The organism is Brevundimonas sp. KH_060 (genome assembly GCF_057838275.1).
Window position 1 is genome coordinate 1134385 of record NZ_CM174463.1, and the last position, 19911, is coordinate 1154295.

The 19911-nt window shown below is 66.8% G+C and carries 16 protein-coding genes; 6 read left to right on the top strand and 10 right to left on the bottom strand.

Annotation, left to right across the window (positions count from 1 at the left end; all coding sequences use genetic code 11):
* Positions 1–699 carry a glutamine amidotransferase-related protein gene (locus tag AC3IPP_RS05550; protein ID WP_489150649.1) on the top strand — a complete coding sequence of 233 codons (699 nt, stop codon included), beginning with the start codon at positions 1–3 and terminating at the stop codon, positions 697–699.
* Between the two features lie 77 nt (positions 700–776).
* The gene (locus AC3IPP_RS05555; protein ID WP_489151043.1) at positions 777–3296 is read left to right on the top strand and encodes a hybrid sensor histidine kinase/response regulator; all 2520 of its coding nucleotides are present in this window, start codon (positions 777–779) and stop codon (positions 3294–3296) included.
* A gap of 10 nt (positions 3297–3306) precedes the next feature.
* On the opposite strand, the gene hemF is transcribed toward AC3IPP_RS05555, so the two are convergent.
* Positions 3307–4161, bottom strand: a complete 855-nt coding sequence (gene hemF, locus AC3IPP_RS05560; RefSeq protein ID WP_489151044.1) for an oxygen-dependent coproporphyrinogen oxidase — start codon at positions 4159–4161, stop codon at positions 3307–3309.
* Between the two features lie 247 nt (positions 4162–4408).
* Between hemF and AC3IPP_RS05565 the strand changes: the two genes are divergently transcribed.
* Positions 4409–5686 (top strand): dipeptidase, encoded by a 1278-nt coding sequence (locus tag AC3IPP_RS05565; protein ID WP_489150650.1) that lies wholly within the window; start codon positions 4409–4411, stop codon positions 5684–5686.
* 159 nt (positions 5687–5845) lie between these two features.
* Here AC3IPP_RS05565 and AC3IPP_RS05570 read toward each other — a convergent pair whose 3' ends face one another.
* Positions 5846–6301, bottom strand: a complete 456-nt coding sequence (locus AC3IPP_RS05570; RefSeq protein ID WP_489150651.1) for a tRNA (cytidine(34)-2'-O)-methyltransferase — start codon at positions 6299–6301, stop codon at positions 5846–5848.
* 196 nt (positions 6302–6497) lie between these two features.
* Between AC3IPP_RS05570 and petA the strand changes: the two genes are divergently transcribed.
* Genes petA through AC3IPP_RS05585 form a run of 3 tightly spaced genes read left to right on the top strand, consistent with a single transcriptional unit; the run spans position 6498 to position 9249 of the window.
* Positions 6498–7052, top strand: a complete 555-nt coding sequence (gene petA, locus AC3IPP_RS05575) for a ubiquinol-cytochrome c reductase iron-sulfur subunit (RefSeq protein WP_087140266.1) — start codon at positions 6498–6500, stop codon at positions 7050–7052.
* 17 nt (positions 7053–7069) lie between these two features.
* Complete coding sequence (locus tag AC3IPP_RS05580; RefSeq protein ID WP_313574632.1) at positions 7070–8368, top strand: cytochrome b; 1299 nt, start codon at positions 7070–7072, stop codon at positions 8366–8368.
* Positions 8369–8373: 5 nt separating this feature from the next.
* Positions 8374–9249, top strand: a complete 876-nt coding sequence (locus AC3IPP_RS05585; protein ID WP_489150652.1) for a cytochrome c1 — start codon at positions 8374–8376, stop codon at positions 9247–9249.
* A 75-nt stretch (positions 9250–9324) separates the two neighbouring features.
* Here the strand turns inward: AC3IPP_RS05585 and AC3IPP_RS05590 are convergent, their stop codons facing one another.
* From AC3IPP_RS05590 to AC3IPP_RS05625, 8 genes are all read right to left on the bottom strand, one after another.
* Positions 9325–9801 (bottom strand): hypothetical protein, encoded by a 477-nt coding sequence (locus AC3IPP_RS05590; RefSeq protein ID WP_489150653.1) that lies wholly within the window; start codon positions 9799–9801, stop codon positions 9325–9327.
* 55 nt (positions 9802–9856) lie between these two features.
* On the bottom strand, positions 9857–11461 hold the full coding sequence (locus AC3IPP_RS05595; RefSeq protein ID WP_489150654.1) for a M28 family peptidase: 1605 nt from the start codon (positions 11459–11461) through the stop codon (positions 9857–9859).
* A 105-nt stretch (positions 11462–11566) separates the two neighbouring features.
* Positions 11567–13231 (bottom strand): M28 family metallopeptidase, encoded by a 1665-nt coding sequence (locus AC3IPP_RS05600; RefSeq protein WP_489150655.1) that lies wholly within the window; start codon positions 13229–13231, stop codon positions 11567–11569.
* 109 nt (positions 13232–13340) lie between these two features.
* Entirely contained in the window at positions 13341–14612 is a 1272-nt protein-coding gene (locus tag AC3IPP_RS05605; RefSeq protein ID WP_489150656.1) for an O-acetylhomoserine aminocarboxypropyltransferase/cysteine synthase family protein, read from the bottom strand.
* Between the two features lie 130 nt (positions 14613–14742).
* Entirely contained in the window at positions 14743–15840 is a 1098-nt protein-coding gene (gene ychF / locus AC3IPP_RS05610; protein ID WP_087140200.1) for a redox-regulated ATPase YchF, read from the bottom strand.
* Positions 15841–15913: 73 nt separating this feature from the next.
* The gene (locus AC3IPP_RS05615) at positions 15914–16408 is read right to left on the bottom strand and encodes a copper chaperone PCu(A)C (protein ID WP_489150657.1); all 495 of its coding nucleotides are present in this window, start codon (positions 16406–16408) and stop codon (positions 15914–15916) included.
* Between the two features lie 14 nt (positions 16409–16422).
* The gene (locus AC3IPP_RS05620; RefSeq protein ID WP_489150658.1) at positions 16423–17817 is read right to left on the bottom strand and encodes a PepSY-associated TM helix domain-containing protein; all 1395 of its coding nucleotides are present in this window, start codon (positions 17815–17817) and stop codon (positions 16423–16425) included.
* On the bottom strand, positions 17817–19886 hold the full coding sequence (locus AC3IPP_RS05625; RefSeq protein ID WP_489150659.1) for a TonB-dependent receptor family protein: 2070 nt from the start codon (positions 19884–19886) through the stop codon (positions 17817–17819). The genes AC3IPP_RS05620 and AC3IPP_RS05625 overlap by 1 nt, the downstream gene beginning before the upstream one ends.
* Positions 19887–19911: the final 25 nt, after the last annotated feature.

The following is a 19911-nucleotide window of genomic DNA, read 5'->3' on the forward strand; positions in this document are numbered from 1 at the left end:
ATGACCGCCATCGCCATCCTCGAAACCGGTCGCCCGCCTGCTCATCTGGCTGAGACGTTCGGCGACTACACCGCCCAGTTCCGCGCCATGCTGGGCGAGGGCGTGACCACCCATCGCTTCGACGTTCAGGCGGGCGAACTGCCCGAAGACCCGTCGGCTTTCGTCGGGACGATCGTCACCGGATCGGCGGCGGGCGTCTATGAGGACCTGCCGTGGATTGAGCCTCTGTCCGCCTGGTTGCGCGGGGCGCGCGGCAAGACGCGGTTGGTGGGCGTGTGCTTCGGCCACCAGATCCTGGCCCATGCCTTCGGCGGTCGGGTTGAGAAGTCCGACAAGGGCTGGGGCGTCGGCCTTCACCGCTATGACGTGCTGAGCGACGAGGCCTGGATGACGCCGGCTGCGGCGACGATCGCCATTCCGGTCTCGCACCAGGATCAGGTCGTGGCCGCGCCCGCCGATGCGCGGGTGCTGATCGCCAGCGAGTTCACCCCCTATGCGGGCCTGGCCTGGGGGCAGGACGCCATCAGCTTCCAGTGCCATCCCGAGTTCGATCCGGCCTTCGCCGCCCGCCTGACCGAGGGGCGCCGGGGGCGCATTGACGACGTTCTGGTGGATCAGGCGCACGCCACCCTGGCCGAGCCGAACGACCGGGCGGTTCTGGCCGACTGGATACGCGCCTATCTGGGCGTTTCGGCCTGAAGATCGCTCTCGGCGTGGCGCGCTTCGTCGAACGGCGCTAAGCCTTAGGCAACTTCCACAGGACTAGGGTCGTGAGGATGTCTTCCGTACGCCTCAAGACCTTCCTTCGCGCGCCCTTGATCGCGGTCGCCGTGCTGGCGACCGCTGCGCCTGCCGTGGCGAAGTCGACGCAGGGCCTGGAACTGGCCAGAGCCGTCGAGCAGCGGGCCGCCAATACGAACTTTGCGGCGCTGGAGAGCTTCGGTCTCGAGGCCATGAAGCGCCGTGATCGGGAAGGGTTGAACCGGCTGTATCATGTCGCCTGGACGGTCCTGAACCAGGGGGATTTCGACAAGGCGATCTTGTGGAACAGTCGTCTGGAGGCGCAGGCGCGCGCCCAGAATGACCAGCGCTACCTGGCGATTGCGCGTCTGAACACTCTGACCATCCTCTACGATCAGGGCGACCTGTCGGTTGAGAATGAGATGGCGCATACGGCTCGCACCACGCGCGACTGGTTCGTCATGGCCCATGCGGCCCGGTTGAGCGCCTTGGCTCTGATGGATCAGGACCGCGTCGGCGAAGGCCTGCGCCTGCTGACGACGGTCGAGGCTGAAATCCCTGTCCACGATCCCTATGCCGCCACCGCGAGAGCCGGGGTTTGGGAAGTCACCGGCATGGGCTTGATGAAGCTGAGCGATGTGGCGGGCGCAGCCGACGCCTTTCGTCGCTTCGAGATCGACGATTCCAATCCTGCATATCCGCGCCCGGATTTCGACAGCCTCTACAATCTGACGCGCATGGCGATTCAGGTGGGAGACCTGCCGAACGCCGAGCTTTACTACGCGGCCCACCATCGCCTGAGCCAGCGCGCGAACCTGGACAGCCTCGGCGCCTATGACGCCGCCTTGTGCGCCTTCGTCGCCGATGCGCGGCGGGATCCGCGCGGGGTGCTGGACTGTCTGGCGCCCCATGAGGCTCTGATCGACGGCAAGGCCTTTCTGGCGCTGGACATCCTGCCGATACGGGGCGTGGCGCGGGCGCGGTTGGGCGACCTTGCGGGCGCCCGCAGCGATCTGGAGCGTCTGCGCGAACTGGCGCCTGAAGGGGCGGTCGACCCAACGGAACGCCTGGTTGAGGCCGAACTATTGTTCAGCTCAGGCCGGTCGCGCGAGGCGTTTGAGGTCCTGCGCGAGTATCAGCGGCAGCGTGACCTGCACACCGCCCAGCGTTTCAGCGCGGGGATTCACCAGGTGACGGGCGACATGCAGCAACAACTGGCCCAGCGTCGTCGCCAATTGGAGACGGCCCGCGCCAACACCCAGCTGCAGCAGGCGGTGATCCGGGGACAAAACTGGATTCTGGCCATCAGCCTGGTCTTTGTCCTGTCGGTGCTGCTGGTGCTGTTGTGGCAGAGGCGACAGTCACGCCACCTGAAGAGGGCCCAGCTTCACGCCGAGGCGGCGAACCGGGCCAAGAGCGAATTCCTGGCCAATATGAGCCATGAGATCCGCACGCCGCTGAACGGCGTCGTGGCCATGGCCGAGGCCCTGGCTGGGCGCGACCTGCGCGAGCAGGATCGGGAGCTGGTGAACATCATCCGTTCGTCAGGCGTCACGCTGGAGCGGCTGTTGTCGGACATTCTGGATGTCGCCCGCATCGAGTCGGGCCAGTTGGCGATCGAGCCGGCGCCCTTCGACCTTGAGCAGGCGGCGCGCGACGTGGTCGCCTTGTGGGCGCCGTTGGCCCTGGACAAGGGGGTCGAGTTGCGCCTGGATTATGACGCCGCCCTGGCGCGACGGGTCGTCGGTGATGCTGTGCGGCTGCGCCAGGTGCTCACCAACCTCATCAGCAATGCGTTGAAGTTCACCCAGACGGGGTCAGTAACCCTGGAAGTCGATCTGCTGGAGCAGGACCGCGTCCGTTTCGCCGTGGCCGACACGGGCATTGGTTTCGACGCCGAGTTCAAGTCGCGCATCTTCCATCGTTTCCAGCAGGAGGACGGCTCCATCACCCGCCGGTTCGGCGGCAGCGGGCTGGGGTTGGCCATTTCGGATGATCTGGTGCGGTTGATGGGCGGCGAGCTGGACTGCGAATCCCCGCCGGGCGAGGGCGCGCGCTTCTGGTTCGAACTGACGTTGCCGCCTGCCGAAGGAGGCGAGGACCAGATTGACGAGCCTGCCTTCACGCCCGCCGCCCTGCCGCGCGCTGATCGCTCAGTCGCGCCGCGCGTGCTGCTGGCGGACGATCATCCGGCCAACCGCAAGGTGGTTGAGGTCATGTTGGAGCCGCTGGGGGTTGAGCTGACGACGGTCGAGGACGGGGCTCAGGCCCTGGCCGCTTTCCGCGAGGGCGGCTTCGATCTGGTGCTGATGGACATGCAGATGCCGGTCATGGACGGGCTGACCGCGACGGCCGAGATGCGCGCCCACGAGCGCCGCACAGGCGCCGAGCCGACGCCGATCCTGATGCTGACCGCCAACGCCATGAGCGAACACGTCGAGGCCAGTCATCGCGCGGGGGCCGACGGCCATCTGACCAAACCGCTCAGCGTGGCGGGCCTGACCAGGGCCGTCGCAGAGGCCTTGGACCGGACGAACGATCAGGTCTCGGCCTGAACCTCGGCCTTTAGGGCCACTTCACTACGGGGGGCATGGAGCTGAGGATCGACTCGACGTTGCCGCCGGTTTTCAGGCCGAACATGGTGCCGCGGTCGTAGAGCAGGTTGAACTCGACGTAGCGGCCGCGGCGGATCAACTGCTCCTCGCGCTCCTCGGCGGTCCAGGGTTCGTGCATCCGGCGGGCGACGATGTCGCAATAGACCTTGAGGAAGGCCTCGCCGACGGTCTGGGTGAAGGCGAAGTCCCGCTCCCAGTCGCCGCTGTCGTGGTGGTCATAGAAGATGCCGCCGGTGCCGCGCGGTTCATTGCGGTGGGGCAGGAAGAAGTATTCGTCGCACCACTGCTTGTATTTGGCGTGCCAGGCGGGATCGAAGGCGTCGCAGGCGCCCTTCATGGCGGCGTGGAAGTCCACCGTGTCCGGGTGGTCGTCGCGGCGGTCCGCATCCAGCACAGGCGTCAGGTCGCCGCCGCCGCCGAACCAGGTCTTGGTCGTCGAGATCAAGCGGGTGTTCATATGGACGGCGGGCACGCGCGGGCTGACCGGGTGGCAGATCAGGCTGATGCCGGTGGCGTAGAAGCGCGGGTCTTCCTCGGCGCCCGGCACATTCTTGGCGTAGTCGGCGGGGAAGGTTCCGTGGACGGTCGAGCAGTGGACGCCGACCTTCTCGAACAGGCGGCCGCTCATCATGCCCATGACGCCGCCGCCGCCTTCCTTGCGGTCCCACGGCGTGCGGACGAAGCGGCCGGCCTCTCCGGCGAACAGTTCGGCGGGGGCGGCGTCTTCCAGCGCCTCGAAACCGGCGTGGATCTTGTCGCGCAGGGTCTCGAACCAGACGCGGGCGCGCTCGCGGCGCTCAATCATCAGGGCGGGGTCAGCTTGGATCATGAGGGCTTCAACCATGACGCGGCCTTTCTGAACAGTCCGGCGGGGTGCGGATGCGGGTCTGATGCCGCAGCGCGGGCGAGGAGGCCTTGATCCAGATCACAAGGCGCGGCGCAAACGATGCCTACGGACAGTTCCCACGGCGTCGCGCTTGTGTCAGCGTGCGGCGCCCGCAAAGCGGCGCCGTGGGGCGACCGGGCGGGGCTGTAGTTTAGAGGGGGAAATCATGATCCGCATCGCCTTGCGCGCCAGCCTGCTGGCCGCTGTCTCCATCGCCGTCCTGGCGGGACCGACCCTGGCTCAAACGTCTCAGCCTCATGAGGCGCGCGTGATGCAGATTCTGAAGCGCACGCCCCTGATTGATGGGCACAACGACCTGCCGTGGGCTCTGCGCCAGGGCTTCGGGAATGATCCGCACGGCGTTGATCTGAATGCAAATCTGTCGACATCGACGCGTCTTCATACGGACATCCCGCGTCTGCGCGCCGGGGGCGTGGGCGGTCAGTTCTGGTCGGTCTATGTCCCCGCCAGCATGGCGCCGGTCGACGCCGCCAAGGCCACCTTCGAACAGATCGACACGGTCAAGCGCATCGTCGCCGCCCACCCCGAGACCTTCGAGATCGCCACCACGGCCGACGATCTGGTCCGTATCCACCGCGCGGGCAAGATCGCCAGCCTGATCGGCATGGAGGGCGGCTATTCGATCGACGACTCCCTGGGCCTGCTGCGCGAGTTTTATGATTCGGGTGCGCGCTACATGACGCTGACCCACTCCAAGAGCACGACCTGGGCCGACAGCGGCACGGATGCGCCGAAATGGAACGGGCTGAACGCTTTCGGCGAAGACGTGGTCCGTGAGATGAACCGTCTGGGCATGATGGTCGACCTCAGCCACGTGTCCGAAGACACCATGGTCGACGCCATCCGCGTGTCCGAGGCGCCGGTGATCTTCTCCCACTCCTCGGCGCGGGCGGTGACAGCCCATCCGCGCAACGTGCCCGATACCGTGCTGCGCCAGATGGCGGGCAACGGCGGCATCGTCATGGTTACCTTCGTGCCGGGCTTCGTCAGCGAGGCGGTGAGGGCCTCGGGCGCGGCGCGCGGCGCGGAGATGACGCGACTGACGGCCCTCAACCCCGGCGATCCCGCTGCGGTCAAGGCGGGCATGGACGCTTGGAACGCCGCCAACCCGGCGCCCAAGGCGACGATGGAGGACGTCATCGCCCACATCCAGCACGTCCGCGACGTGGCGGGAATCGACCACGTCGGCCTGGGCGGCGACTATGACGGCGTGGACAGCCTGCCGGTCGGCCTGGAAGGCGTGGACGGCTATCCGCGCCTGCTGGCCGAACTGATGCGCCGCGGCTGGAGCGAGGCCGACATCCGCAAGATCTCGGGCGAGAACCTGCTGCGCGTCATGCGCGCGGTGGAGCGCGTGGCGGCGTCCAAGAGCGCAGAGCGGCCGAGCCTGGCCAAGCTGCCGAACGACGGCGCGCCGGAGTGATCCGATAAAATCCTTCTCCCCTTGTGGGAGAAGGTGGACGGCGGAGCCGGACGGATGAGGGGTGCGAAGACACGCGCTCCTCATTTCATGTTCAAATCGCCTGCCGACACCCCTCATCCGAGCCCTTCGGGCCCACCTTCTCCCACAAGGGGAGAAGGGTCAGCGGTGCGGCAGTTCGTTCATCTGGCGCAACGCTTCATGCAGGCCGATTCCGGCGCTGACCGAGAGGTTCAGCGACCGGGTCTCCGGGCGGATCGGAATATAGATTCGCGCATCCGCCGCAGCATGGACGTAGTCGGGAGCCCCGGCGCTCTCCTTGCCGAACAACAGAACGTCATCGGGCTGGAAAACGAAATCGGTCAGCGGCTCAGCCGCCCGTGTCGTGAACAGAACCAGTCTTCCAGGGGCGCGGTCGCGCTGGAAGGCGTCCCAGCTGGAATGGCGCGTCATATGGGACAGAGGCCCATAATCCAGGGCCGCCCGCTTCATCGCACGATCGTCGAAATTGAAGCTCGTGGGCTCGATGACGTGCAATTCCACGCCGAAACAGGCGCTCAGACGGATGCAGGCGCCGACATTATGGGGGATGTCAGGTTGAAAAAGGGCGAGACGCATTCTAAGGCCCTCATACGCGCGGGGCGGGGCCTTGTCGCGGCTTTTGTTGCGACTGTTTCGCAAATCGCTTCCGCGACTTGTCAGGAACAGTTGAAACCAAGGCCGGACGGGCAGGGGTTTGCCATCGCATGATAGGGTTCCATTCGGTTGACGTCCCATCTCGGGGCGGGCGACCGGCGATGCAGAGGTGAAACGCGTGGCCGAATCGGTCGTGAATGCTGACGGGCCTGACGGCCAACACGGGGGTGGCGACGCCACTCGCCGCGACTTCATCCACATTGCTGCGGGCGCGGCTGCGGCCGGCGCTGGCGTGATGGTGGCCTGGCCGCTCATCAATCAGATGAACCCGGCGGCCGACACCCTGGCCCTGGCGTCGATCGAATTCGATCTGACGAAGGTCCAGGAAGGCCAGCAGGTCGTCATCAAGTGGCAGGGCAAGCCGGTTTTCGTGCGCTATCGCACTCCGGCCGAGCTGAAGAAGGTCATCGACGAAGGCGCCGTGGGCAGCCCCGCTCAGACCGACGCCGAGCGCACCAAGGCTGGTCACGAAAAGTACCTCGTGGTCATCGGTTCGTGCACCCACCTGGGTTGCGTGCCGACCTTCAACGCCGGCGAGTACGGCGGCTGGTTCTGCCCGTGCCACGGTTCGCACTACGACGCCTCGGGGCGTATTCGTAAGGGCCCGGCGCCGCTGAACCTGATCGTGCCGAACTACGAATACATGTCCGACACCCGCGTGAAGATCGGCTGAGGACGGACAGAGGAACCATGAGCGATCACGAATCCACTTACGTCCCGAAAACCGCCGTCGAGCGGTGGATGGACACGCGCCTGCCGATCATCCGTTTCGGTATGGACTATGCGAACCTGCCGACCCCGAAGAACCTGAACTACTGGTGGACCTTCGGCGGCATCCTGGCGATCTGCCTGATGACTCAGATCATCACCGGCATCGTCCTGGCCATGCACTACACCCCGCACGTCGACATGGCCTTCGCCTCGGTCGAGCGCATCATGCGCGACGTGAACGGCGGCTGGCTGATCCGCTATGTGCACGCCAACGGCGCGTCGATGTTCTTCATCGCCGTCTACCTGCACATGCTGCGGGGCCTGTACTACGGCTCCTACAAGGCGCCGCGCGAGATGATCTGGATCGTCGGCTGCGTGATCTTCTTCCTGATGATCGCCACCGCCTTCCTGGGCTACGTCCTGCCGTGGGGCCAGATGTCCTTCTGGGGCGCTGAGGTCATCACCAACCTGATCGGCGCCATTCCGGTCGTCGGCGAGCCGATCCTGGTCTGGCTGCGTGGCGGCCCGGCGATCGACAACGCGACGCTGAACCGCTTCTTCTCGCTGCACTACCTGCTGCCGTTCGTCATCGCCGGTTGCGTGGTGCTGCACCTGTGGGCGCTGCACGCCGCCGGTCAGAACAACCCGGTCGGCATCCTGATCCCGAAGGACCGCGCCAAGAAGGACATGCTGCCCTTCCACCCGTACTTCACGGTCAAGGACGGCTTTGCGATCATCCTGTTCCTGATCCTGTTTGCGGTGTTCGTCTTCTACAACCCGGGCGCTCTGGGCCACGCCGACAACTACATCCCGGCCAACCCGCTGCAGACCCCGGCGTATATCGTGCCTGAGTGGTACATGCTGCCCTTCTACGCGATCCTGCGCGCCATCCCCGACAAGTTCGGCGGCGTGGTGGCCATGTTCGCGGCGATCGGCGTCCTGTTCGTCCTGCCGTGGCTGGATACGTCCAAGGTGCGCTCCATGCGCTACCGCCCGACGATGAAGACCTTCTTCATCATCTTCCTGTTCGTCTGCTTCGGCCTCGGCTGGTGCGGCGCGCAGCTGCCGGACGCGCCGGTCGTGCCGGGCATGCCCAGCTTCAACCTGATCGACGGCCAGCTGAACTCCTACCTGTGGCTGACGCGTCTGCTGACGGCGTACTACTTCGTCTTCTTCCTGGTGCTGATGCCGGTCATCGGCCTGCGTGAGAAGCCGCTGCCGATCCCGGCGACGATCTCGGAGCCCGTGCTCCCGTCGACCGCAGCCGAGAAGGCCTGAGCGCGATGATGAGCAACGAGAAAAAGACCGTGTCCTTCCGCAAGATCCTTGTCTCCTTGACGGCCGCTGCCGGCCTGGTCGCCATCGCCGCTCCGGCGATGGCCGCCGGGGGCGCCAAGCATCCGCGCGACGGCGGCTTCAGCTTCGCCGGGCCGTTCGGCACCTTCGATCAGGGCCAGCTGCAGCGCGGCTACAAGGTCTATCGTGAGGTCTGCGCCTCCTGCCACGGCATGGACCTGGTGCACTTCCGCAACCTGGGCGACAAGCACGGGCCGTTCTGGAATCCCAAGTATCCGAACCCGAACGACAACCCGGTCGTGAAGGCCCTGGCCAAGGAAATCCAGGTCGCCGACATCGACTCGGAAACGGGTGAAGACCTGCGCCGCGACGCCACCACGGCGGACCGCTTCCCCAACCCCTATCCGAACCCGACGGCGGCCGCTGCGGCCAACGGCGGCGCCATGCCGCCGGACCTGTCCGTCATGGCCAAGGCCCGTCACGACGGCGCCAACTACATCTATTCGCTTCTGTCGGGCTATTCGACCCCGCCGGCGGGCCTGAAGATGGCGCCGGGTCAGCACTACAACCCCTATATGGCGGGCGACATGACCCCGTTCTGGGAAGGCGAGGGCCATGTGCCGGAAGGTGGCTTCATCGCCATGCCGGCGCCGCTGACCGCCGGTCAGGTCACCTATGACGACGGCACCGAGGCGACCGTGGACCAGATGTCCAAGGACGTCGCCGCCTTCATCGCCTGGACGTCCGAGCCGAAGATGGTCGAGCGCAAGCAGATGGGCTTCGGCGTCATCATCTTCCTGCTGGCCTTTGCGGGCGTGACCTACGCCAGCTATCGCCGCATCTGGAAGGGCGTCGCCCACTAAGGCGCTTTGTCCTCGCAGACGAAACGACCCGCCGGAGCGATCCGGCGGGTTTTTTCGTGGGCGGCGTTCTACGCGTCAGCGCGCCAGACTGGTGCAACGGATCAGGCGCATGGGCTGCTCAGATGGCTGGTCCAGCCACATCAAGCGCAAGGTGTCGTCCGTAGCCTCGAAGCGGGCGTGCCGCTCGGTCCGGCCGGCAGCCGTCTCGCAGGCGAGGAGGGCGTCGTAGCCCTGGCCGCGCTCATTGATGGTTTCGATGGCGCAACGCAGGCCGCGCCCATGCAGATCTGCCGTGGTGATTTCCAGCGCGACCTGATCGCCCACCTGGGCGCAGGAATCGGCTGTGGCGGCCCAGCGGCCGATGAAGCTGGTCGCGCCTGCGCCACGCAGCAGCGGCTCCATCCCCGGCGGGCGCTGGGGCGGCGGCGCTGAGGTTCCCGGACCCTGAATGGGTTGAGCCGGTTCGGTCGGCGGATTGACCGGCCGAGGCGGTTCGCAGGCCCCCAGCAGGATCGCCAGCGCGGCGAGCAATGAAGACGAGAGACGGATCATCCCTGCCTCAACGCCCTGGACGGCGAGGGCGTTGCCGCCCTTGCCTTTTGATGGGTCAGCGTCGCGCGGCTTCGCTGCGATCGCGGACCTGACCGAACTCGGAGGTCGGCTTCCAGGTGGGCCACTGGTCGCCGTTGGCCAGGTCCAGGCCCAGACGATAGAGCAGGGTCAGGTTCTCGACCGCCGAGCGCAGATCCCAGTCGGCGGACCACTCGTCGCTGGGGCGATGATAGTCGGCGCCGAACTTGGCCTTCCACGCGGCCAGGCCCGCCTCGCGGCCGCCCTCGACCCAATCCACGCCGTGCCAGGGCATCAGGGCCGGCACGCCCGCGCGAGCGAAGGGGAAGTGGTCGGAGCGATAGTAGAAATTCTGTTCCGGCTGACCGTCATCGGAGACATAGCGGCCTTTCTGTTCGGCCAGGGCCTGAAGGTCGTCCTCGAGGCTGTTCTGGCCCTTGCCGAAGATGGGGACGTCGCGGGTCGGGCCGCTCAGGGGCAGCATGTCGATGTTGATGTCGGCCACCGTCGTCTCCAACGGATAGACTGGATCGGCGACATAGGCGTAGGCGCCCAGGAGGCCCATCTCCTCGGCCGCCATATGGGCGAAGACGAGGGTGCGCTTCGGCGTCGGGGCGGCCTTCAGCTGGCGGGCCATCTCGACCACGCCGATGGTGCCCGAGGCGTTGTCCCAGGCGCCGTTGAACACCTTGTCGTCGCCCGCCGCGTGTTCATTGACGCCGACGTGGTCCCAGTGGGCGGAATAGATGACGACCTCGTTCGGGCGCTCCTTGCCGGTGATGCGGGCCAGCAGATTGTGGGTGCGCAGGATCTCGACCGATTCCTCGGCCGAGGCGGTGATGCGCGCCTCCAGCGGGAAGGCGCGGAAGTCGCCGGTCTCGAGGCGCGGCTTCAGCGTCTCCAGGTTTACGCCCATTTCGGCGGCCACGTCGCGGTTCACGGCGCCGCTGAGGGTCAGCTCGGCCGAGCCGGGCGTCAGGGTGCGGGTGCGGTCGGCCCCTGAGGTCTCGCGTCGCCAGGCGGCGGCGCCTGCGCCTCCGTCGACGACCGTCAGAACCGCCACGGCGCCGCGCCGCTTGGCTTCGTCGGCCTTGTAGGCGGCGGACTGGTAGGTGGTGGCGTAGGGGCCGTTGAACAGTTCGCCGTCGGGCTCGCCCGCCATGACCAGGACCACCGCGCCGGTCACATCCAGATCGCCGTAGTCGTCCCAGCCCCGCTCAGGCGCATGGATGCCGTAGCCCGCGAAGACGACGGGGGCGTCGATCACCTGGCCCATGGCCGCGTCGTTCATCGCCCGCAGGGTGAAGTCGGCGCCAGCCGTCAGGGCGCGGCCGCCGGAGGTCGTTCCGGCCCAGGTCAGGGCGGGCTCGCCCCTAGGCGTCAGACGCTTCAGATCGATGATTTGCAGCCACTGACCGTTCGGGCCGCCGGGCTCCAGGCCCATGGCTTCATACTGGGCCTGGAGCCAGTCCAGCGTCTTCTTCTCACCCTCCGTGCCGGGATAGCGGCCCTGGAAGTCGTCGGCGCTGATGACGCGGATGTCGTTGGACAGGCGCTGGGCCGAGAAGTCCTGGGCCGAGGCGGCGCCCGCGACGAGGATCAGCGCGGCGGCGGCGACGCCGCGAATGAAGCGATGGTGCATGGCGTTTCCTTCGACCTTCCCCAGGAGGCCGTTCCCCATAGTCTTAGGGCGGCCCCTTGCGAGGCCGCCCCTTACATTTTCGTCATATTCGACCGAGAGGTCGGATCAGCGGCGTTGAGCGGCGCTCTTGGCGCGTTCCGGGCCGAACTCCGAGCCGGACTTCCATTCCGGCCAGTCGCGGCTGTTGGCCAGATCCTGACCGACCTTGAACATGACCTCCAGGTCCTGGAGCATGCCCGAATAGTCCCAATCGGCTTCCCACTCGTCCGCCGCCTGATGGTAGCGGTTGGCGCGGTAGTCGGCGGCGCGCGCCAGGCGCGGCTCGATCGGCGCGTCGACGAACTCGCCCGTCGAGGACAGATAGGCCATCGGCACGCCCTTCTTGGCGAGCGGGAAGTGGTCCGAGCGGAAGTAGATGCCCGCCGCCGCCCCGGCGTCGCCGACGAAGCCGCGCCCTTGCGCCGCCGCCGCCGCGATCACCGGCTCGTCCAGTTCCGAATGGCCGTAGCCGGTCACGCCCAGCTTGTTCATCCGACCGAAGACGGCGGCCGAGTCGATATTGAAGCCGCCGACGGTCTTCTCCACCGGATACAGCGGGTTGGCGGCGTAGAATTCCGAACCCAGAAGGCCGCTTTCCTCGCCGGTGAAGCTGATCATGACGATGGTGCGTTCAGGCCGCGGTCCGGCCGACCATTGGCGCGACATCTCCAGCAGGGCCGCCGTGCCTGAGGCGTTGTCGATGGCGCCGTTGAAGATGCGGTCGCCGTTGGCGTCCGGCTCGCCCATGCCGATGTGGTCCCAGTGGCCGGTGTAGAGAATGGTCTCGTCCGCGTGGGTCGTGCCTTCCAGCTTGGCCACGATGTTGTGGGTGACGATGCGCTCGGACTTCACGTCCATGCGGGCGTCGATGGAGGCGCCCTTCAGTTCGACCGGCTGGAAGTCGCGGCTGCGCGCCTTGATCTTCTCCTGCTCGAAATCGAGGCCCGCACGGCGGAACAGGTCGACGGCCAGATCACGCTGGATCCAGCCTTCCATGGCCACGCGCTCGGCCGACGGATCGGCGCGCACGATGTCGAACTGCGGCACGCCCCAGGAGTTGGCGACCGTGGTCCAGCCATAGGAGGCCGGCTTGGTTTCGTGGACGATCAGCACGCCCGCCGCGCCCTGACGCGCTGCCTCTTCGAACTTGTAGGTCCAGCGGCCGTAATAGGTCATGGCCTCGCCGCCGAAGGTGTTCAGCGACGGATCTTCGAAATCGGCGTCGTTGACCAGGACGACGATCACCTTGCCGCGCACGTCGGTCTTGAAGTCGTTCCACTGGCGCTCGGGCGCGCTGATGCCGTAGCCGACGAAGACCAGCGGCTTGTCCTTCAGGTCGACCGTCGCGCCGGGCAGGCGAGTGGTCATGGTGACTTCCTGACCCTGCGTCAGCGACTGACTCCAGTCGCCCAGTTTCAACTGGCCCGAGACGTTGGAGACGCTGAAACGGTTCAGGCCCACGGCCTGGGTCCAGCCGCCGTTCTCGCCGCCGGGGGCGAAGCCTGCGGCCGCATACTGACGGCTCAGGTAGTCGATGACCTTTTGCTCGGCCGGGGTGGCGATGCCGCGACCCTCGAAGCTGTCGTCCGACAGGACGCGGATGTCCTCGGAAATGCGCGCGGCGTCGAAGGCGGGCGCGGTCTGGGCCTGAGCGGTCTGGGCCTGGGCGGCCGCGCCGCCGGCCAGGGCCGCGGCGAACGCCAGGACGGCGATGGAAGATGAAATACGCATACAGTCTCACCCCTCGGAGAATTCGATGGCGGGACCGTAGTGAGCCGGATCGCGAGTGTCGACAGCCAAGCGCCGCGTCGGCGGCGCCTGGCTGGGACAGGTCGGAAAATCAGACGGCGGCCAGGGCCTGGTCCAGATCGGCGATCAGGTCGTCGATGTGTTCGATGCCGACCGACAGGCGGACGGTGTCCTCGGTCACGCCCGCCTTGTTCAGTTCGTCCGGCGACAGCTGGCGGTGGGTGGTCGAGGCCGGGTGGCAGACCAGCGACTTGGCGTCGCCGATGTTGACCAGACGGGTGAAGATCTTCACCGCGTCCTGGAAGCGGGCGCCCGCCTCACGACCGCCCTTCACGCCGAAGGTCAGCAGGCCCGACGCCTTGCCGCCGAAATACTTCTTAATCAGCGGGTTGGACGGATGATCTTCCAGCCCGGCGTAGTTGACCCATTCCACCTTGGGATGGGCCTTCAGCCATTGGGCGACGGCGGTGGCGTTCTCGACGTGACGGTCCATGCGCAGACCCAGCGTCTCGAGCCCCTGCAGGATCAGGAAGCTGTTGAACGGCGAGATGGCTGCGCCGGTGTTCCGCAGCAGAACCGTGCGCACCCGGCCGATGAAGGCCGCCGGGCCAAGCGCCTCGGTGTAGACGACGCCGTGATAGCTGACCTCCGGCTCGTTTAGGCGGCGGAAGCGCGCCTTGTGTTCGGCCCAGGGGAAGTTGCCGCTGTCCACGATGGCGCCGCCGATGCTGGTGCCGTGGCCGCCGATGTATTTGGTCAGGGAGTGGACGACGATGTCCGCCCCATGCTCGATCGGGCGGGTCAGGTAGGGGGTCGGCACAGTGTTGTCGACGATCAGCGGCAACCCTTGTGCGTGCGCCGCGTCGGCCAGGGCGCCGAAGTCCACGACATTGCCCAGCGGGTTGCCGATGGATTCGCAGAAGACCGCCTTGGTGCGCTCATCCGTATTGGCGGCGATGGTGGCCGGATCGGCGGCGTCGATGAAGCGCACCGTGATGCCGTATTGCGGCAGGGTGTGGGCGAACAGATTGTAGGTGCCGCCATACAGGGTCGAGGTGGCGATGATGTTGTCGCCGGCCTCGGCGATGGTCAGGATCGCATAGGTGATCGCCGCCTGACCCGAGGCCACGGTCAGCGCCGCGATGCCGCCCTCCAGCGCCGCGAGGCGCTGCTCCAGCACGTCGGACGTCGGGTTCATGATGCGGGTGTAGATGTTGCCCGCCACCTTCAGGTCGAACAGATCCGCCCCGTGCTGGGTGTCGTCGAAGGCGTAGCTGGTGGTCTGGTAGATGGGCACGGCGACCGACTTGGTGGTCGGGTCCGGCGAATAACCGGCGTGCACGGCGAGGGTATCGAACTTCATGGCGTCCCTGGAGAATTTTCAGCGTCAATTGAGCTGATTCATCCAGGGCTTTGGCGATACCTGCAAGGGTATGGAATTTCAGTAATTCTATCAGGGCGGTCAGATTTTCTAACCGCCCTGAGGAAGTAGCCTAGTTGTTGAACAGGAAATGCATCACATCCCCGTCCTTGACGATATAGGCCTTGCCTTCGGCGCGCATCTTGCCCGCTTCCTTGGCGCCCGCTTCGCCCTTCAGCGCGACGTAATCGTCGAAGGCGATGGTTTCGCCGCGGATGAAGCCCTTTTCGAAGTCGGTGTGGATCACGCCCGCCGCCTGCGGCGCGGTGGCGCCGACAGGGATGGTCCAGGCGCGGGCTTCCTTCGGGCCGACGGTGAAGTAGGTCTGCAGGCCCAGCAGCTTGTAGGCTTCGCGGATCAGGCGGTTCAGGCCGGGCTCTTCCAGACCCAGGGTCTCGAGGAACTCCTTTTGCTCCTCGTCGTCCAGGACGGCGATTTCCGACTCGATCTGGGCCGAGATGACCACTGAGTTGGCGTTGTCCTCGGCGGCGCGCTTGGCCACCAGGTCGGACAGCTCATTGCCCTTGTCGGCCGAGGATTCCTCGACGTTTGCGACGTAGAGGGCGGGCAGTGCCGTCAGCAGTTGCAGCATGTCCCAGGCCTTCTTGTCCTCCTTGGACACCTCGGCCAGGCGCGCGGGCTTGCCGTCGCGCAGCTTTTCAAGTGCGGCGTCGATCAGCTTGAGGTTCAGCTGGGATTCCTTGTCGCCGCCCTTGGCGCGCTTCTCGATCTGGACGCGGCGGCGTTCCAGGCTCTCGAGGTCGGCCAACATCAGTTCCGTCTCGATGATCTCGAGGTCCGAGATCGGGTCGATGCGGTTCTCGACGTGGGTGATGTCGTCATCGACAAAGCAGCGGGCGACGAAGGCGATGGCGTCGCAGTCGCGGATGTTAGCCAGGAACTGGTTGCCCAGACCTTCGCCCTTGGACGCGCCGCGCACCAGACCGGCGATGTCCACGAAGGTGATCCGCGAGGGGATGATTTCCTTGGACCCGGCGATGCTCGCCAGGACGTTCAAGCGCGGTTCCGGCACGGCCACGTCGCCGGTGTTCGGCTCGATGGTGCAGAACGGATAGTTGGCCGCTTGGGCCGCCGCCGTCTTGGTCAGGGCGTTGAACAGGGTGGACTTGCCGACGTTGGGCAGGCCGACGATCGCGACTTTAAGGGCCATGGGATTCCTCGTGAGCGCGAGCCTTTAGCCGGTTCGGGCCGGTTTGTCAGGCTCGCGCCATTAAGAGAGCCTCTTACTCCTCCGAATCCACCACCGGCGGCTGTTTGATGGCCGCGTGGACGCCGATGGGGCCGGCCTTCTCGAACGTCAGGGTGAAGGAGGCCACGCTGCCGTCGACCAACGGATCGCGCAGGCCCATCAGCATGATGTGGTTGCCGCCCGGCTTCAGTTCGACCGGGGTTCCGGCGGGCAGGGGCAGACCGTCGTGCAGGTGGGCCATGCTCATGACCCCGTTCTCCATCTTCATCTCATGCACCTGGGCCGACTGGGCCAGGGCGGTCGAGACGCTGACCAGACGGTCGTCGGAGCCTGCCGTCAGGGTCAGGTAGCAGCCTCCGGCCTTGGCGCCGTTGGGCGTGGGGCGGCACCAGGCGTCGGCGACCTGGACCGTGCCGGGCGCGACCGTGGCGTCCTTGGCGGCTTCGGCCGACTTCTCGGCGGGCTGGCCGCAGGCGACGAGGGTCAGGGCGGCGGCCGACAGGGCGGTCAGGGCGAACAGTCGTTTCATGTTGAAGCTCCTTATCAAGAGGCTGCGACGGGCTTGGACCCCGTGAATATCCGCACCGCTCGGTCGAGCAGCAGGGCGGCCATGAGGCTCAGTCCCGTCAAGGGATAGAGGATGGACAGGGGGATGACGATGCACAGCACGGCGATTCTTGCGCGCGGGCCGGGCGGCGCCGTCGGAGCGCCCGAGCGGCGGCGCGACAGGCTGGGCGGACGGCGCTTCCACCACATGATCAGGCCGCTGATCGCCAGCAGCCAGACGGCGATGCAGCCGATCAGCATGACGATGCGGTTGATCCAGCCGTATTGCATCCCCTGATGGACGGCGATGCCCCATTCAAAGCCCTTGGCCATGACGCCGAACTGACTCCAGCGCAGATCGGCCTTCACCGCCCCGCTGGCGCCGTCGACATAGAGGCTGCGGGCGTCCTCGGCCTTGCGGGTTTGGCGGGCGACGGTCCAGGCCAGATCGGACGACTGCGGGATGCTGACGGTGAAGGGGCGGGGCAGGCCCTGTTCGCGCGCTGTCTGAAGCACGCGGTTCAGGCTGGGGGTCGCATGGTCATGTCCGTGGCCGTGACCATGGGCGTGCAGGACGGCGTTCTCCAGCGTCCAGCCCACGCCCGCCGGGGCGTCGTGAGGCTTGGCGTGGCTCCAGGGGCTGGCGGCGGCGGGCGCGGGCGGACGGCCCAGTCCCGTGCCGCGCATGACGCCCATGAACTGATCGCCCCAGACGGCCGACCACGGCATCCCGGTGGCCGCCAGGAAGATAATCACTCCGCCGACATAGAAGCCGGTCAGGGCGTGGACATCGCGCCAGAAGGGACGGCGGCTGGCGTCCGTCTCACGCGGTCTCAGAACGGCGCCTACGCGGCGGCGGGGCCACCACAGATAGAGGCCGGTGGCGCACAGGATGATGGCCCAGCCCGCGACGATCTCGACCAGAATGTTCAGCGCCGTCCCGATCGGGCCGCCGAACAGGCTGAGGGAGTGCAGCTTCTTGATCGTCTCGGTCACGCCGCCATAGGCGGTCACGCCGGTGACGGTGGCTGTGTGCGGGTCGACGAAGACGGTGCGCTGGGCGCCGTCGGGCCGGTCGACGCGGACGCGCACGGCCTGATCGGCGCGGTCAGGGACCAGCACGTTCGCCGCCCGGCCTTCGCCTGCGCGGGCGGCGGCGGCCAGCCACTGATCGGGATCGGCCTGCCGGGCGCTGGCGGGAACCTCGATCATGGAGCGATAGACGGCGTGGTCGATCTCGTCCTTGAACAGATATAGGCCGCCCGTCAGCGTCAGCAGCATCAGGAACGGCATGACCAGCACCCCGGCGTAGAAGTGCCAGCGCCAGACGGCCCGATAGGCGCCGGACATCACGTCCGGCGCCTTGGCCTGTGTTGAGGCGGAACGGCCCATCAATAAGCCAGCCGAAGGCCGACGGAGACCGAACGGCCCTCGCCGGGGAAGAAGACGCCGGTCTGCGCCTTGCTGGCGTCGGTCACAGCCGAGAACTCGCCGACGTAACGCTTGTCGGTCAGGTTGCGCGCGTCGATGTAGACCGAGGTTCTGGCGTTGATGTTGAAACCGCCCGTCAGGCCCAGCACGGCGTAGTCCGGCGCCTTCATGGTGTTGGCGTAGTCGACATAGGGGCTGGACAGCCGCCACTCGACCGACGGGGTGACGAAGACGCCCGTCGGGTGGCGCCAGGTCAGCTCGGCGCGATACTGATGCTGCGGCACGACCGGCAGGCGGTTGTCGCCCCAGCGCGCGTCGCCGTCGAAGCGGAAGTCGCTCCAGTTATAGACCTGACGCAACATCAGCGACCCGTCCGCCAGTTCGAGCGGCAGGGTCCAGTCCAGCCCGGCCTCGATGCCCTGGTGGATGGTCTTCTTGGCGTTGAAGGTGGCGGCGGGAATGTCGGGGCTGGTGATGAAGTTCAGCATCTCGCCCTCGATCCGGCTGCGATAGGCGACCAGATCCCAGGCCACAGGGCCATGGCGGCCGCGCGTGCCGATCTCGCCGGTCCAGGCGTCCTGAACCTCGACCGGGGTGAAGCCGGTCAGCGGCGCCTGCACCAGGGCGCCATAGGTCGGCGGTTCGACCGAGCGGGTCAGGTTGGCGAAGACCTGAGCGCCGCTTTCCGCTTCCCACAACAGGCCCATGCGCGGCGAGAACCACTCATAGTCCCGGCTGGCGTTATTGGCCGGGGTCATGCGGTCCAGATAGTCGCGCGTGGCGCGCCCCCATGAGCCGCCCGCGACCAGGGCCAGTTGTTCGGTGACGAACAGCCGCCCCTCGGCGAAGACGTCCAGACCGGAGGCGTCCTGACGCGCATCGGCGGTCTTGGCGCCGCGTTGGCCCGCCAGATTCAGATAGCGCAGGGCCTCGACCTCTCCCTCGCGCCACGAGAAGCCGTAGAAGGCGTCGGCGCGCAGGCCGCCGATATTGCCCGTCCAGTCGATGCGGGCGAAGGCGCCGCGCGTGGCGCTGTCCTGATTCATCACCTGGAAGATCGGGTGATACAGCGACTTCTCCCAGCCCCAGACGGCTCCCTCGAACAGGGTGGATTCATTGAAGCGCCAGCGGGTCTGCAGCGTCAGCCGCTTGACCGTCAGGTCGCGGGCCTGATCGCCGGATAGGGCGCTGGCGGAGGCCTTGCGCGGCTTGTTCAGCGCATCGTCCAGCGTCAGTGCGCCGGGCATGTCCTGCTTGATGTCGGCGGCCTGGGCGATCAGGCGCACCTCGCGGTCCTCGCCGAAGGAGCGGCCGGCATTGACGGTCAGACGGCCTTGCGACTGTTTGCTGTGGTCGCGCCAGCCGTCGCCCTGCATGGCCGTGGCGGCGGCATAGACATCCCAGTCGCCATAGGTTTCGGCGACGGCGCCGTGGGCGCGCACGAAGCCGTAACTGCCGCCCTCGATCTGCATCAGGGCGCGCTGGCGGGCGGTGCGGCCGGTCGGGGTGACGAGGTTGATGGCCCCGCCCAGTTGCGCCCCGCCGAAGCGCAGGGTGTTTGCGCCCTTCCACACCTCGACATAGCGGGCGCTGAGGGAATCCACGCTCTGGAAGTCGGAAAAGCCGTCGGCGTCGGCAAAGGGCACGCCGTCCTGGGCGAACAGCACGCCGCGCTGGTGGAAGCCCTGGGCGATGCCCGAGCCGCGGATGGAGAGGCGGCTTTCCTCGCCGTATCGTTTCTGGGCCAACACGCCGGGTACGTTGCGCAGGGTGTCGGAGAAGCCCTGAACGAAGCGGTCGGAATAGCTTTCGGCCGACACCACGGCGACGGCGCCGGGGGTGCGGCTGAGACGGTCACGAGCCTCGGCCACGACGGTCGGGTCTTCGGCGTTGCGACGGCCGGTGACGATGATGCTGTCGACGACGGTGGGGCTGTCAGCCTCCGACAGGTCGTAGGCATGGGCGATGGACGGCGTCAGGCAGGCGCCGATGAGCAGGGCGCACGGCGCCGCAGCGGTCTTGAGAGACATGGAACTTGTATCCTGAAAACAGATG